General features: G+C 63.3%; 14 protein-coding genes and 1 pseudogene. 13 read left to right on the top strand and 2 right to left on the bottom strand.

Annotated elements, in window-relative coordinates:
* Positions 1-5 precede the first annotated feature (5 nt).
* Positions 6-1,457: a benzoyl-CoA 2,3-epoxidase subunit BoxB gene (gene boxB / locus F758_RS0117855; RefSeq protein WP_024509139.1), complete on the top strand. Its 1,452-nt coding sequence runs from the start codon at positions 6-8 to the stop codon at positions 1,455-1,457.
* 148 nt (positions 1,458-1,605) lie between these two features.
* Here the strand turns inward: boxB and F758_RS0117850 are convergent, their stop codons facing one another.
* Both F758_RS0117850 and F758_RS0117845 read right to left on the bottom strand, forming a co-directional pair.
* A complete protein-coding gene (locus F758_RS0117850; protein ID WP_024509138.1) occupies positions 1,606-2,415 on the bottom strand; it encodes an SDR family oxidoreductase in 810 nt (269 codons plus the stop codon).
* Positions 2,416-2,522: 107 nt separating this feature from the next.
* The gene (locus tag F758_RS0117845; RefSeq protein ID WP_024509137.1) at positions 2,523-3,578 is read right to left on the bottom strand and encodes a polysaccharide deacetylase family protein; all 1,056 of its coding nucleotides are present in this window, start codon (positions 3,576-3,578) and stop codon (positions 2,523-2,525) included.
* 173 nt (positions 3,579-3,751) lie between these two features.
* Between F758_RS0117845 and F758_RS0117840 the strand changes: the two genes are divergently transcribed.
* The 12 genes and pseudogenes from F758_RS0117840 to F758_RS44180 form a co-directional block, all read left to right on the top strand.
* Positions 3,752-5,146 (top strand): OmpA family protein, encoded by a 1,395-nt coding sequence (locus tag F758_RS0117840; protein ID WP_024509136.1) that lies wholly within the window; start codon positions 3,752-3,754, stop codon positions 5,144-5,146.
* A gap of 4 nt (positions 5,147-5,150) precedes the next feature.
* A complete protein-coding gene (locus F758_RS0117835) occupies positions 5,151-5,447 on the top strand; it encodes a hypothetical protein (protein WP_024509135.1) in 297 nt (98 codons plus the stop codon).
* Positions 5,448-5,806: 359 nt separating this feature from the next.
* Positions 5,807-6,400, top strand: coding sequence for a TetR/AcrR family transcriptional regulator (locus tag F758_RS0117830; RefSeq protein WP_024509134.1), 594 nt, complete (start codon positions 5,807-5,809; stop codon positions 6,398-6,400).
* Entirely contained in the window at positions 6,397-7,320 is a 924-nt protein-coding gene (locus F758_RS0117825; protein WP_024509133.1) for a haloalkane dehalogenase, read from the top strand. Before F758_RS0117830 ends, F758_RS0117825 begins: the two co-directional genes overlap by 4 nt.
* 5 nt (positions 7,321-7,325) lie before the next feature.
* Complete coding sequence (locus F758_RS0117820) at positions 7,326-7,763, top strand: GNAT family N-acetyltransferase (RefSeq protein WP_024509132.1); 438 nt, start codon at positions 7,326-7,328, stop codon at positions 7,761-7,763.
* Between the two features lie 392 nt (positions 7,764-8,155).
* Complete coding sequence (locus F758_RS0117815; RefSeq protein ID WP_024509131.1) at positions 8,156-9,226, top strand: lysylphosphatidylglycerol synthase domain-containing protein; 1,071 nt, start codon at positions 8,156-8,158, stop codon at positions 9,224-9,226.
* Between the two features lie 28 nt (positions 9,227-9,254).
* The gene (locus F758_RS0117810) at positions 9,255-10,565 is read left to right on the top strand and encodes an ATP-binding protein (RefSeq protein WP_024509130.1); all 1,311 of its coding nucleotides are present in this window, start codon (positions 9,255-9,257) and stop codon (positions 10,563-10,565) included.
* A gap of 134 nt (positions 10,566-10,699) precedes the next feature.
* On the top strand, positions 10,700-11,710 hold the full coding sequence (gene pstS, locus F758_RS0117805; protein WP_024509129.1) for a phosphate ABC transporter substrate-binding protein PstS: 1,011 nt from the start codon (positions 10,700-10,702) through the stop codon (positions 11,708-11,710).
* 220 nt (positions 11,711-11,930) lie between these two features.
* Positions 11,931-12,929 carry a phosphate ABC transporter permease subunit PstC gene (gene pstC, locus F758_RS0117800; protein ID WP_035722373.1) on the top strand — a complete coding sequence of 333 codons (999 nt, stop codon included), beginning with the start codon at positions 11,931-11,933 and terminating at the stop codon, positions 12,927-12,929.
* Positions 12,930-12,942: 13 nt separating this feature from the next.
* Positions 12,943-13,788, top strand: coding sequence for a phosphate ABC transporter permease PstA (gene pstA / locus F758_RS0117795; RefSeq protein WP_157450058.1), 846 nt, complete (start codon positions 12,943-12,945; stop codon positions 13,786-13,788).
* Positions 13,785-14,606, top strand: coding sequence for a phosphate ABC transporter ATP-binding protein PstB (gene pstB, locus F758_RS0117790; RefSeq protein ID WP_024509126.1), 822 nt, complete (start codon positions 13,785-13,787; stop codon positions 14,604-14,606). The genes pstA and pstB overlap by 4 nt, the downstream gene beginning before the upstream one ends.
* An 11-nt stretch (positions 14,607-14,617) precedes the next feature.
* Positions 14,618-14,787, top strand: a pseudogene (locus tag F758_RS44180) (phosphate signaling complex protein PhoU); the annotation flags it as partial.

Here is a 14,787-nt window from a genome sequence, read left to right as displayed (position 1 = left end):
ACGCCATGAACATGAACGTCATGAACGTCGATTACTCCACCAAGATTCCAAACAACGTGAATCTCGCGGCGGACCGCCAGGTGCTCAAAGCACTCGAGGGTTGGCATCCCGGCTATATCGACTGGTGGCACGACATGGGGCCGGACGGCTTCCAGCAGTCGCTGGTCTACTTGCGCACCGCCTATTCGGTCGATCCGCGCGGCTGGGCCAAGTTCGACTATGTGAAAATGCCCGACTATCGCTGGGGCATTCTGCTCGCGCCGCAGGAAGAGAACCGGAAGATTCCCTTCGGCGAGCGTTATGGCGAGCCGGCCTGGCAGGAAGTGCCGGGCGAACACCGTGCCATGCTGCGCCGTCTGATCGTGATCCAGGGCGACACCGAGCCCGCGTCCGTCGAGCAGCAGCGTCATCTGGGCAAGACCGCACCCTCGCTCTACGACATGCGCAATCTGTTCCAGGTCAATGTCGAGGAAGGCCGCCATCTCTGGGCGATGGTCTATCTGTTGCAGAAATATTTCGGCCGCGACGGCCGCGAGGAGGCGGACGAGTTGTTGCGGCGGCGTTCGGGCGATGCGGATTCACCGCGCATGCTGGGCGCCTTCAACGAGAAGACGCCGGACTGGTTGTCCTTCTTTATGTTCACCTATTTCACCGACCGTGACGGCAAGATGCAGCTGCACAGCCTCGCGCAATCCGGCTTCGATCCCTTGTCGCGCACCTGCCGCTTCATGCTGACCGAAGAGGCGCATCACATGTTCGTCGGCGAGACCGGCATCACCCGAGTCGTGCAACGCACCTGCGATGCCATGAAGGCCGCCGGCATCGACGATCCGACCGACATCAACAAGGTGCGGGCGTTAGGCGTGATCGACCTGCCGACCATCCAGAAAAAGCTGAACCTGCATTATTCGCTCTCCCTCGACCTGTTCGGCTCGGAGGTCTCGACCAACGCGGCGAACGCCTTCAACGCCGGTATCAAGGGTCGCTACCACGAGACGCAGATCGACGACGACCATCAGCTGAAGAACGCGACCTATCCTGTGCTGAAGCTCATCGACGGCGAGATCAAGCGGGTCGACGAGCCGGCGCTGACCGCGCTCAACATGCGGCTGCGCGATGACTACACCCAGGACTGCGTCAAGGGAATGCTTCGCTGGAACAAGGTGATCTCGACCGCCGGCTACGACTACAAGCTGTCGCTGCCGCACACCGCTTTCCACCGCGCCATCGGCGAGTTCAAGGACGTGCACGCGACGCCGGACGGCGTGCTGATCGACGATACCACCTGGAACAAGCGCAAGGACGAATGGCTGCCGTCGCAAAGCGATGGCGACTTCATCGTCTCGCTGATGCAGCCGGTCACCGAAATCGGCCAGTTCGCGCCGTGGATTTCGCCGCCAAAGGTCGGCATCGACAACAAGCCGGGCGATTTCGAGTATGTGAAGATCGAGTCGTGAGGGTTTTGTCATCACCCGCGAAAGCGGGTGATCCAGTAACCACCGCCGTCAATTTATAACGGGCGCTGATGGTTACTGGATGCCCCGCCTGCGCAGGGCATGACGGCTGAGCGTGGGCGAGGGAGCGTGCCGTCGATGCGGTTACAGCTCAACCATCCCAGCCGCTACCCTTGATGCCCGCGCTGGCGAATGCCACGCCGCCGTCCACCGTGAGCGTGGTCCCCACCACATAATCGCCGGCGCGCGAGGCGAGATAGATCGCAGCTCCCGCCATGTCCTCATCCGTGCCGATGCGTCCGGCGGGCACCCGCCTTGCGACCTCTCCTTCATGATCGCGCGCGGCGCGGTTCAAGTCGGATGCGAACGGCCCCGGTGCAATTGCCGTGACCACGACATGGTCCTTGATCAGCTTCACCGCCATCCGACGGGTCAGATGGATCAGCCCGGCCTTGCTCGCGGCGTAGGAATATGTCTCCAGCGGATTGACGAAGATGCCGTCGATGGAAGCGATGTTGATGACCTTGGCGGGGCGCTCGCGGATTGCGGCCGCGCGCAAGGGCGCGGCGAGCGCCTTGGTGAGAAAGAACGGCGTCTTGAGATTGAGATTCATCACCTTGTCCCAGCCGCTTTCCGGGAATTCATCAAAATCCGCCCCCCAGGCTGCGCCGGCATTGTTGACGAGAATGTCGAGTTTGGGTTCGCGCTTCTTGATCTCGGCGGCTAGCATGTCGATGCCTGCAAGCGTGGAGATATCGATCGGCAGCGCGATGCATTCTCCGGCAAACTGCGCCGAGAGTTCCTGTGCGGTCGCTTCGCAGGGCCCCGCCTTGCGCGCGGTGATGTAGACCTTCGCTGCATCCTGGGCGAGAAGACCCGCCGCAATCATCTTGCCGATGCCGCGCGAGCCGCCGGTTACCAGCGCGATGCGGCCGGCGAGCGAAAATAGATCCTTGAGCATGGTGCCCTCCCATTGGTCTTCCTTCTTCTGCGTGCGGGAGGTGGTTTGAGTCAAGGAAAGCCCCTTTCGCCGGGACGACAGGAGCATATTGGCTGCGACAATGAAGCCTAGGCCGCATCGATGCGGCGAAAGCCGTTCCACATCGCGGTGGCGGCGCCTGAGGTCAGCACCGGCAAGATCCGCGCGTCCTGGTAATTGCCGTTGAGCGAGATACGCGGCAGCGCGGTGAGATGATCGGCGCTTTCCGGAAAGATCATGCCCGGCCGGGTCGTCACCGCGGTCCTGTAGCCGGCGCCGCGCGCCAGCGCGAACTCGCGCGGGCCTGCGGCGATCTTGTCGCCATAGGGATAGGCGAGATGCAGGACCGGGCGCTCGAGCACGCTTTCGATTCTGGCGCGGCTCGCGCTCAGCTCGTATCCGGCCACCGTCTCGCTTTGCTTGGCGAGATTGCAGTGGGTGATGGAGTGAGCCCCGATCGTCACCAGCGGATCCTGCGCGAGTTCTTTCAACTCGTCCCAGGACATGCAGAGATCGCGGCAAATCGCCGCGTCGTCGACACCGTGGCGCGCGCAGAGCGCTTCGATCTCGCGCCGCAACTCCGGCTCGGCGAGGCTGCGCAGCCAGTCATGCAGCCGGTCGAACGCGGCCTGCTTGGCGGGCGCGGTCTCGGCATCGAATCGGGTCGGCGTGCCCTCGATCGTCACCTCGACCGAGGAGGCCTTCGCGAGCACCATTTCCAGCGCGATCCACCACAGACGCCCGCAGCCTTCGGCGAAATCGCTCGTGACATAAATCGTGAACGGGGCGTTGAACTCGCGCATCACGGGAAGCGCGAAATCACGGTTGTCGCGATAGCCGTCGTCGAAACTGAAACAGGCGAAGCGGTGGGAAAAGTTCCGGCACGCCAGGCGCTCATGCGCCTCGTCGATCGGAATGATATCGATGGCTCGCGAATGGAGGTGCGCCAGCATCGCGCGCAGGAATTCGGGCGCAACTTCGAGATGGCGGTTGGGCGCAAATTCGCTCTCGCGCGGTGGCCGCACATGATGCAGCATGAAAATGGCGCCGACGCCGGAAAAGATCGGCCGCAGCAAATGATGCATCCCGCTGAAATAGAGCGCGCCGAGGCCGGCGCGGATCATGCTATTGCGGAACTGCTTCATTAATAATGATGACTGGCCGGTTGCAATGTGTTTTCGGACGTTAGCGAAGAACCGCTGAACAAACTATTAGCCGGACCATTCGCCGCAGTCCTCCTATGCGGGTTCGATTTCCGGTTTGACAGCCCTGCAACGGTTTGATTTCTCTCTGTTTCCCGGACTCTGTGGGATCTCGAATGCGCGGACTTTTCAGGTGGAGCGGCAAATGGTGGCCGGGCGTCGTGCCGCTCGTCTTGTTTTGGGCGATTGCCGCCTGGAATAATACTGCGTCCGTCGAGGCGGACCTCGGCGGAAAAAGTGCGGCCGCGGTCAAGGATATCGTGCTCGACAAGACGCGGATTTCCGTCGACGGCCGCGACGTCACATTCGCTGCCGACGCGTTTTCGGAAGACGGCCGCCATGGCGCCCTGATCGCTGTGGAAACCGTGCCGGGCGTGCGGCTGGTCAATGACGAGAGCCGCCTGGTGCCGGAAGCAAAACCCTTCGTCTGGTCGGCCCAGCGCGAGGTGGCCAGGATCACGCTGGCCGGCAACGCACCGTTGCCCGCGGTGCGGGCCAAGCTGATGGATGTGGCGCGCGACGAAGTGAAGGGCATCGAGATATCAGATCAGATGAATCTCGCGCGCGGGGCACCAGCGCATTTCGAGGACGCGGCGGTGCTTCTGATCGGCCAGATCAGCAAGCTGAAAGACGGCAAGGTCGCGATCTCGGATTCAGGCGTGACGCTGTCCGGCATGGCCCGCGAGCTCGGCGGCAGGGAGGCGATCGCGGCGGCGTTGAGGAATCTGCCGCAGGGTTTCTCCGTGAGCGCCAACGACGTCAGGGCGCCTCCTTACGTGTTCCAGGCCAACAAGGACCCGGTTGCGGTCACCCTGACCCTTTCCGGCTATGTGCCCGACGAGAACGTCCATGCCGCAATTCTCGGTTCGGCGTCGCGGAAATTCTTCAGCGAGAAGGTGGTCGACAACCTCAAGACAAGCGTCGGCGCACCTTCCGGATTCGTCAACGCCGCGATCCCCGCGCTCGGCGTGCTGTCGCGCCTTTCCACCGGCACGCTGGTGGTTTCCGATCGCGAGGTGAAGATCTCGGGCGACGCGCTCTATGAAGCCGCCGCCGCCCAGATCAAGGCCGGCTTGCCGAAGGATTTCCCGAGGGATTTCCAGGTCAAGGCGGATATTTCGGTCAAGCCCGCCTCCGCGCCGGTAGATGCCACGGTCTGCCAGCAGTTGTTCAACGATCTCCTGTCCAAGGCCAAGGTCCGCTTCCTGACCGGGCGCGCCACGATCGATTCGGATTCCGCCGGCCTGCTCGATCACCTGATCGAAACCGCGCTGCGCTGCCCGAACGCCAATATCGAGATCGCCGGACATACCGATTCCGACGGCGAGGATGCCGCCAACCAGGCGCTCTCGGAAAGGCGAGCGCAGGCCGTGCTGGATTATTTCGTCAAGGCCGGGCTGCCGGCCGACCGGTTCACCGCCACCGGTTATGGCAGCAGTCAGCCGATTGCCTCCAACGACACCGATGATGGCCGGGCGCAAAACCGCCGCATCGAGTTTCTGGTGAGATAGGCCGATGGCTTACCTGATCGCCTTTCATTGGGGGTGGCTGCTCGCCTCGCTGCTTCTCGGCCTTGGCATGGGCTGGATCGCCGTGGTGAGCCGCGTCCGCCCGGTCTCCAGCCGCTGGATGCTGATCCTCTCAGTGCTTGCGGCCATCCTCGTTGCACTCGCGCTCACCCGCATCGTTCCCGGCCGCTTCGGTTATTGGCTCGACCTTTTGCTGCTGATGTTCGTGCCCTACCTGGTCGGCTGCGCCATCGGCTCGCAGCTCCGCGACTGGGTCGTCCGGCGAACGATGCCGCCGGTGTAAGGCGCGATCCCACCCTCCCCCTTGTGGGCTGGGCTATCGCACGTATGCGGATCGCGCTGCAGGTTCGCTGTGCCTGTCCGGGTCGGTCAGACCGCGAACTCGTCATGCCCGGCCTTATGCCGGGCATCCACGTCTTGTTTCCAGCCTGGAAAGAGGCGTGCATGGCCGGGCCTTCGCCTCGCCGATGGGGCTTCGGCCCCGCAGGCGGGTAAAGCCGGGCCATGGCGATGCGGACGCATCGGCGCAACATCCGATCTCGCGAATGCGATTGCCTTCGAAGGGAAGGGTAACGCCAAGGCTTCCTTCCGGAGGTCGATCGGCGCGCTTGACGACAATACGTACGTACGTATTATACGCGTATGCCAAAACCCTCGCTCCGGGATGCTATCCTCGACGCCGGCCTGAAGGTGATGTTCCGCACCGGCTACAACGGCACCAGCGTGCGCGACATCACCGCGGCAGCAGGCGCGCCGCAGGGCTCCTTCACCAATCATTTCCGTTCCAAAGAGGCATTCGCTTCCGAGGTGCTCGACCGCTATTTCGCACAGACGCGGACCCTGGTGGCCGCGGCGCTCGAAGACGTCTCGCTGACGCCGCGCCAGCGCTTGCGGCGTTATCTCGACATCATCATCGGCAGGCTGGAGCGCGACGACTTCAACCGCGGCTGCCTGATCGGCGATCTCAGCCTGGAGGCGTCAGCTGCGAGTGAACTGTTGCGCACGCAGCTTGCGCAGATCTTTCAGGAATGGCGCGCTCCCTTCGCCGCCTGCATCGCCGAGGCACAGAAAGCCGGCGAGATCGTTTCGCATTTCGAGCCGGTCGAACTCGCCGAATTTCTGCTCGCGTCCTGGCAGGGTGCAATGCTGCGGATGAAAGTGGAGCGCACCGCCGCGCCGCTCGAACGCTTCAAACGGATCGTCTTCCAAACCGTGTTCAAGGAGCCGTCGCCATGAACTCCGATACGACCAAGTTTGACATGACCTTGCCCAAGCTCTCCGTGCTCGATTCGGAAATGACCTACCGGGAGGCCGGCGAGAGGGGTGCGCCCGTCGCGCTGTTCCTGCACGGCAATCCCACCTCATCTTTCATCTGGCGCAACATCCTGCCGCTGGTGGCCCCGGTCGCGCATTGCATCGCGCCCGACCTGATCGGCTTCGGCCAATCCGGCAAGCCCGACATCGCCTATCGGTTCGTCGAGCATGTGCGCTATCTGGACGCGCTCATCGACAAGCTCGGGATCGGCTCCGCCTACCTGGTGGCGCAGGATTGGGGCACGGCGCTCGCGTTTCATCTTGCCGCGCGCCGGCCGGACTTCGTCCGCGGGCTCGCCTTCATGGAGTTCATCCGCCCGATGCCAGGCTGGGCCGATTTTGACCCCACGCACGGCGTGCGCGAACAGATCTTCCGCAAATTCAGAACGGCAGGCGAGGGCGAGGCGATGATCCTGCAAGCCAATGCCTTCGTCGAGCGCGTGCTGCCGGGCGGGATGTTGCGCCGATTGAGCGATGAGGAGATGGCGGCCTACCGCGCGCCGTTCCCGACGCCCGAGAGCCGGCGCCCGACACTTGCTTTCCCACGCCAATTGCCGATCGAGGGCGAGCCGGCGGACGTCTGGGAGATGTTGGGATCGGCCCATGCGGTGCTCGCGGCCTCCACCTATCCAAAGCTGCTCTTCGTCGGCGAGCCCGGTGCCCTCGTATCGCCGGCGTATGGAGCCGCTTTTGCCGCTTCGCTGCAGAACTGTGCCTTGGTGCCGTTAGGGCCGGGCCGGCACTTCCTGCAGGAGGACCATCCGGAGGCAATCGGTCGCTCGGTGGCGGGCTGGATCGCGGGGATCGAAGCGGCGTCGTTCGCCACCAGACAGGCCGCGTGAACGCCATGGCAGGGCCACTCACCTGGACCGACGACCTCGCTCGCCTTGATTGGGACGAGCTCTCGGCGCTCTATCGCGCGGCGCCCCTTGGCGACAAGCCACCGGCCGATCTCAAGCTCGTCTTCACCAACAGCATGTTTCGCGTGTTCGCCTTCGAATCCGGCTGCCTCGTCGGCGCCGGCCGCGCCTTGGCGGACGGACGGGATTGCGCCTATCTCTGCGACATCGCGGTGGCGCCGAGCCATCAGGGGCACGGTCTCGGCAAGGAGATTGTCGCCCGCCTGGTGCGGCTCGCGGCCGGTCACAAGAAGATCATCCTCTACGCCGTACCGGGCAAGGAAGCCTTCTACGAACAGTTCGGCTTTCGGCGCATGACAACCGCGATGGCGATTTTTGAGGACCCCGCCAAAGCCCATGCGAGCGGGTATCTGGATCGTGCCTGAAACGGCCGTTGCGCCCTCTGGGCTAGGATATTGCGGTCAATATGCCGCATCCTTGCCACCGGATTCTTGCGGGTCCAGCGCCGCAGGTGGAAGGAATGCAGCGAAACTGTGCATTGTGCCGTCATTAATCTCTCCTAAAATATTGAAACAGCGAGTTTTTATTCACCGTGCCGATTTCACTCCGCGCCAAAACGCGCTACCAACTCTGCGGAAGTACGATCCGGACCCGAAAGGGCTACATTAGCGCAAAGTTGGTATCGGTTTTCCGGTAGGATCATGCTCAACCCAAAATTAGAGCGGGATGACCAAAAGTGATCGCGCTCTAACGAGACGCGGCGCTCGATGCCGGCTCGGCCGGAAGCCGGTGCTGCGCCATCCTGTTCGAGGTTTAGATGCTGGAAGCCATACGCAGGACGATCTCGTTTCTGCGCCAGAAGCAAATCCTGCACAGGCTGGGAGTTGCGATCAGCGTCACGGTCATCGGGATCGCGTGCTATGTGCTCTACCACATGCTGCGCGGGATCGATGTCGATGACGTCATGGAGGCCATCAGGGATACCGAGCCGCGGCAGATTGCGCTGGCCGCGCTGTTCGTCGCCGCCGGTTATTTCACGCTGACCTTCTACGATCTGTTCGCGGTACGCGCGATCGGCCACCGCAGCATTCCCTACCGCATCAATGCGCTTGCGGGCTTCACCAGCTATTCGATCGGTCACAATGTCGGAGCCAGCGTCTTCACGGGCGGCGCGGTGCGCTATCGCATCTATTCCGCCTGGGGGCTGAATGCGATCGATGTCGCCAAGATCTGCTTTCTGGCCGGCCTGACCTTCTGGCTGGGTAATGCCGCGGTGCTGGGACTAGGCATCGCTTATCACCCGGAGGCGGCCGCCAATATCGACCAGTTGCCGCCCTGGCTGAACCGCACGTTCGCGATTGCGATCATCTGCGCCCTGGTCGGCTATGTGGTCTGGGTTTCGACCCAGCCACGCGCCGTCGGCCGGGGTCCATGGACGGTGGTGCTGCCGGGGGGTTCGCTGACGCTGTTGCAGATCGCAATCGGGATCGTCGATCTCTCGTTCTGCGCGCTCGCCATGTACGTGCTGGTACCCGACGAGCCCAATCTCGGTTTCATCGTGGTTGCGGTGATCTTCGTCTCGGCCACGCTTTTGGGCTTCGCCAGCCATTCCCCCGGGGGGCTCGGGGTGTTCGATGCCGCCATGCTGGTCGGCCTCTGGCAGATGGATCGCGAAGACCTCCTGGCCGGCATGCTGCTGTTCCGCCTGCTCTATTATATTGCGCCATTTGTCATATCTGTAATCTTGTTGACGTTTCGGGAGCTTATCCTGGGAGCCCGGTCGAAGCGCCTGCGTCAGGCAGCCGCGCGTGGTCTGGAGGCTCGCCTGGAGGCGGGACCCCCGCGCGAGGCAGCCTATGTGAGAGAGCGTGGCGATAGCGGAGCCTAACGAGGACCCAAACGGAGAAGCCTTGCCGATGGCAGTCGAAGCGCCTCCTTCATCCTCCTCCTTCTTTTCACCCTGGCCTGATCGTTTGCGCCATTCGGCCATCGTGCTTCTGGTGGCAGGTCTCGCGCTGTCGGTGCTGGTCGCCTTGGGGGAGCTGTCGCCGCTGCGCGCCGGCGTGGTCTTCGCTCTCATGGCGGCGGCCGCGCTCGTGCCCTGGCGGCTGCACCATGCAGCGATCTCGCGGGAGGACAGAGGCGGCACAGTCCCCGTCGAGGCGCCGGCGGTTGCCGCCGTGGTCGCCGGGATGCCGGACCCTGCGGTGCTGCTCGACCGCGCCGGCCGCGTCATCCATCTCAATGCTGCCGCGGCCCAGCTTGCACCGGCGCTGCGCAAGAACGAGCTCGCGCAGTTCGCGCTGCGCTCGCCCGAGATCATCACCGCGCTGCGCGAGGCCATCGCGACCACGGAGCCGCGGCGGGCGACCTATCTGGACCACGTCCCCGTGGATCGCTGGATGGAACTGATGATCACGCCGGTGCCGGTGCCCACCGCCTTCGGGGGCACCGAGAAATGCATGCTGATGACGTTCCATGACCAGACGCCGTTGCGCCGGGTCGAGGAGATGCGCGCCGATTTCGTCGCCAATGCCAGCCATGAATTGCGCACGCCGCTGGCCGCCCTGTCCGGGTTCATCGACACGCTGCAGGGGCCGGCCAAGGACGACCCGAAAGCGCGCGACCGCTTTCTCGCCATCATGCATGCGCAGGCCACGCGCATGGCGCGGCTGATCGACGATCTGTTGTCGCTGTCGCGCGTCGAACTGTCGGCCCATGTGCGGCCCGACACCCTGGTCGATCTCGTCCCCATCATCCGGCAGGTCGCCGACGGGCTCGAGCCCTTGGCGCGCGAGCGCCAGGTGGTGGTCGAGATCAACCTGCCCGAGACGCTCGTGATGATCGCGGGCGACCGTGAGGAGCTGCTCCGGCTGTTCGAAAACCTCATTGAGAACGCGCTGAAATATGGCGCCTCCGGCGGCAAGGTCATCGTCTCCTTGAGCTGGGCCACAACGGGCGAGGGGACGCCCGAAATTCGCGTCATGGTGCGCGATTTCGGTCCCGGCATCGCCCCCGAGCATCTGCCGCGGCTGACCGAGCGCTTCTACCGGGTGGATGTCGGCGACAGCCGCTCCCAGGGCGGAACCGGGCTTGGGCTGTCGCTCGTCAAACATATTCTTAACCGCCATCGCGGCCGGCTTTTGATCGAGAGCGTGCCCAAAAACGGGGCGACTTTCACCGCCTGTTTTCCTCAGCCAAAGAGCGCCCATTCGACACAAAGCTGAGAAAAATCAACAGCTTACTCTGTCATCCAACTGTCATCCAACTGTCGTAAAAGCGGTACCGACCGCTCTTAAAGGGGCGGCCGTGAGCGCGATCGGGCGCTAAGCGGCGCTTCGCTCACAACAGGGAGACCAGCATGAATTTCGTTAAAGCGATCGTCGCTGCCGGCCTCGTCGCCGCATCGACGTCGGCCTACGCGGCCGATATCACCGGCGCGGGGTCCAGCTTCATCTACCCGGTGCTGTCCAAGTGGGCTGATGCCTACAAGAAGGAGACCGGCGGTGTGGTGAACTACCAGTCGATCGGATCGGGCGCCGGCATCAAGCAGGTCCAGGCCAAGACCGTGACCTTCGGTGCCACCGACGCTCCGCTGAAGTCGGATCAGCTCGAGAAGGATGGGCTTGCCCAGTGGCCGATGATCATGGGTGCGATCGTTCCGGTGGTGAACATCGACGGCGTCAAGCCCGGCGACATCATGCTCGATGGCCAGACCCTGGCCGACATCTTCCAGGGCAAGATCACCAAGTGGGACGATCCGGCGATCAAGAAGCTCAATCCGAAGGTCAGCCTTCCCTCGGCGGCGATTTCGGTCGTGCATCGTTCGGACGCTTCGGGCACGACCTTCAACTTCACCGATTATCTTGCAAAGGTGAGCGCGGATTGGAAATCCAAGATCGGCTCCGGTACCGTCGTCGAATGGCCGGCGGGCGTCGGCGCCAAGGGCAACGAGGGTGTGTCGGCCAATGTCGGCCAGACCAAGAACTCGATCGGCTATGTCGAATATGCCTACGCCAAGCAGAACAAGCTGACCTACACCGGGTTGGTCAACAAGGCCGGCAAGCCGGTGCAGCCGACCAACGAAGGCTTCCAGGCGGCCGCTTCCAACGCCGACTGGGCGCATGCTCCGGGTTATTACCTGATCCTGACCGACCAGCCCGGCGAGAAGTCCTGGCCGATCGTGGCCTCGACCTTCATCCTGCTCCACAAGGATGCGGCGGACAAGGCGGCCACCCAGGACGCGCTCAAGTTCTTCAAGTTCTCGTTCGAGAAGGGCGCCAAGATGGCTGAAGAGCTCGACTACATCCCGATGCCGGAGTCGGTGATCAAGCAGATCGAGAAGACCTGGTCGTCCGAGATCAAGAGCTAAAGCCCCTGACGCAAGGCGAAGTCTCTTCCCTCCCCCGCCACGGGGGAGGGTTCGGGGCTTCCGTTACGAAGAACCAAATCGATTGTAAGGCCTTGAGGCGCATTGAAGCTGCGCCGTGGGCCGCTTCCTCCGGGGGGAGGCAGGCAAGAAGGTCTGCGCGGGTTCTTGCGAATGCGCCTGGGATCGCGCAGCAAAAATTTAGGGGATTGGCGTGGCAGAGATGGCCGTTGAAACCGACGTGAGCGACGTACTCGAAGCCGCCGGACCTTACGATCGCGCCAAGGCGCTCAGCGCTTTCAAGGTGGGCGATGTCACTTTCTACTGGATCACGCGCCTGAGCGCGATTTCGGTGCTGCTGATCCTCGGCGGCATCATCATCTCGCTGGTTGTCGGCGCCTGGCCCGCAATCAAGGAATATGGCGCCCCGTTCCTGTGGACGGAGCGCTGGGCGCCCTCGGCCGATCCGCCGATCCTCGGCGCGCTCTCGCCGATGTACGGCACGCTGGTCACCTCGTTCATCGCGATGCTGATCGCAATCCCCGTCGGGCTAGGAATTGCAATCTTCCTCACCGAGCTTTGCCCGCAATGGCTGCGACGGCCGATCGGCATCGCTATCGAACTGCTGGCCGGCATTCCCTCGATCATCTACGGCATGTGGGGCTTCTTCGTGCTGGGCCCGTTCCTGGCCTACACGTTCCAGCCGTTCATGATCGACACGTTCGGTTCGGTTCCCGTGCTGGGCGCGATCTTCGCCGGGCCGCCGTCCTATCTTTCGCTGTTCAATGCGTCGCTGATCCTGGCGATCATGGTGCTGCCGTTCATCACCGCGATCTCGGTTGACGTGTTCAAGACCGTGCCGCCGGTCCTGAAAGAGGCTGCCTACGGCGTCGGCTGCACCACCTGGGAAGTGGTGCGCAATGTGGTGATCCCCTATACGCGGGTCGGGGTCATTGGCGGCGTGATGCTGGCGCTCGGCCGCGCGCTGGGCGAAACCATGGCGGTCACCTTCATCATCGGCAATTCCTTCCGTATCTCCACGTCGATCTTTGCGCCGGGCACCACGATCTCGGCGGCGATCGCCTCCGAATTCGCCGAGAGCGACGGGCTGCATCAGTCCGCCCTGATCCTGCTCGGCCTTCTTCTGTTCGTGCTGACCTTCTTCGTGCTTGCGGCCGCGCGGCTCATGCTGCTGCGCCTGGAAAAGAAGGCGGGGAAATAACATGGGTGACGTCATCAATCCGATTTACGCACGCCGCCGCCGCCGCGATATCACTGTTCGAGCGCTTTGCTTCGCCGCGGCGCTGTTCGGCGTCACCTGGCTGGCGCTGATCCTGATCACGCTGTTCTACAATGGCGTGACCGGGCTCAACCTCCAGGTCTTCACCCAGAGTACGCCGCCGCCCGGCTCGACCTCCGGCGGCCTGCTCAATGCCATCGTCGGCTCGGTCATTATGACCGTGATCGGGGTGGGCATCGGCGCCCCGCTCGGTCTGTTCGCGGGTACCTATCTCGCCGAATACGGCCGGCATGACCGCCTGACCTCGGTCATCCGCTTCATCAACGATATTCTGCTTTCCGCCCCCTCGATCATCATCGGTCTGTTCATCTATGGCGCGGTGGTGGTGCCGATGGGCGGCTTTTCGGCGATCGCGGGCGCGCTCGCGCTCGCGGTGATCGTCATCCCGGTGGTGCTGCGCACCACCGAGGACATGCTGCTGCTCGTGCCCAACCCGCTGCGCGAGGCGGCATCCGCGCTCGGCCTGCCGCGCTCGCTCGTGATCAAGAAGATCGCCTATCGCGCCGCGCGCTCAGGGCTCATCACCGGCGTGCTGCTGGCGACCGCGCGCGTCGCCGGCGAAACCGCGCCACTCCTGTTCACCGCGCTGTCGAACCAGTTTTTCAGCCTCGACCTGACCAAGACCATGGCCAACCTGCCGGTGACCATCAACAACTTCGTGCAGAGCCCCTACGACTATTGGAAGCAGCTCGCCTGGAGCGGCGCGCTGCTGATCACCCTGACCGTGCTCGCGTTGAACATTGGCGCGCGCATCCTTGGCGCCGAGAGGAGCGCAAAATGAACGATCTGTCCGTATCCGTGAGTACCAAGGGCAATCCCGCTGCGTCTGGGCATCTGCCGGAGGCTCCGGCGAAGGTGACTGCGCGCAATCTCAACTTCTACTACGGCGAACATCACGCGCTGAAGAACATCAATCTGACGCTCGGCACCAACCGAGTCACCGCCTTCATCGGCCCGTCCGGCTGCGGCAAGTCCACGCTGCTGCGTATCTTCAACCGGATGTACGATCTCTATCCGGGACAGCGCGCCGTCGGTGAACTGAAGCTCGACGATACCGACATTCTCGATCCGAAGCTTGATCTCAATCTGTTGCGGGCGCGCGTCGGCATGGTGTTCCAGAAGCCGACGCCGTTCCCGATGACCATCTACGAGAACATCGCCTTCGGTATCCGCCTTTACGAGAAGCTGCCGAAGTCCGAGATGGACGACCGCGTCGAGAAGGCGCTGCGCGGCGGGGCGCTGTGGAACGAGGTCAAGGACAAGCTGAACGCCTCCGGCCTCAGCCTCTCCGGCGGCCAGCAGCAGCGGCTCTGCATCGCCCGCACCGTGGCGGTGCGCCCGGAAGTCATCCTCTTCGACGAGCCCTGCTCGGCACTGGACCCGATCTCGACCGCCAAGGTCGAGGAGCTGATCCAGGAATTGTCCGAGAACTACACTATCGCCATCGTCACCCATAACATGCAGCAGGCGGCGCGCGTCTCCGACAAGACCGCCTTCATGTATCTCGGCGAGCTGATCGAGTTCGACGACACCAGCAAGATCTTCACGTCGCCGGGTGACCGCCGCACCCAGGACTACATCACCGGCCGCTTCGGCTGAGGAGAACGAATATGGGTTCCGAACATACAGCCAAGGCGTTCGACAGTGACCTGCAGGAGCTGACCCGTCTGGTTGCGGAGATGGGCGGCCTCGCCGAGCGCATGATCGTCGAGTCCGTGGATGCGCTGGTTCGCCACGACGTCGCGCTCGGCCAGCGCGTGGTCGCTGCCGATCTCGAGAT

Source organism: Bradyrhizobium sp. ARR65, from assembly GCF_000472385.1.
GTDB lineage: Bacteria > Pseudomonadota > Alphaproteobacteria > Rhizobiales > Xanthobacteraceae > Bradyrhizobium.
Note: the sequence above shows the minus strand (reverse complement) of the source record. Positions and strands in the feature narration are given on the sequence as shown.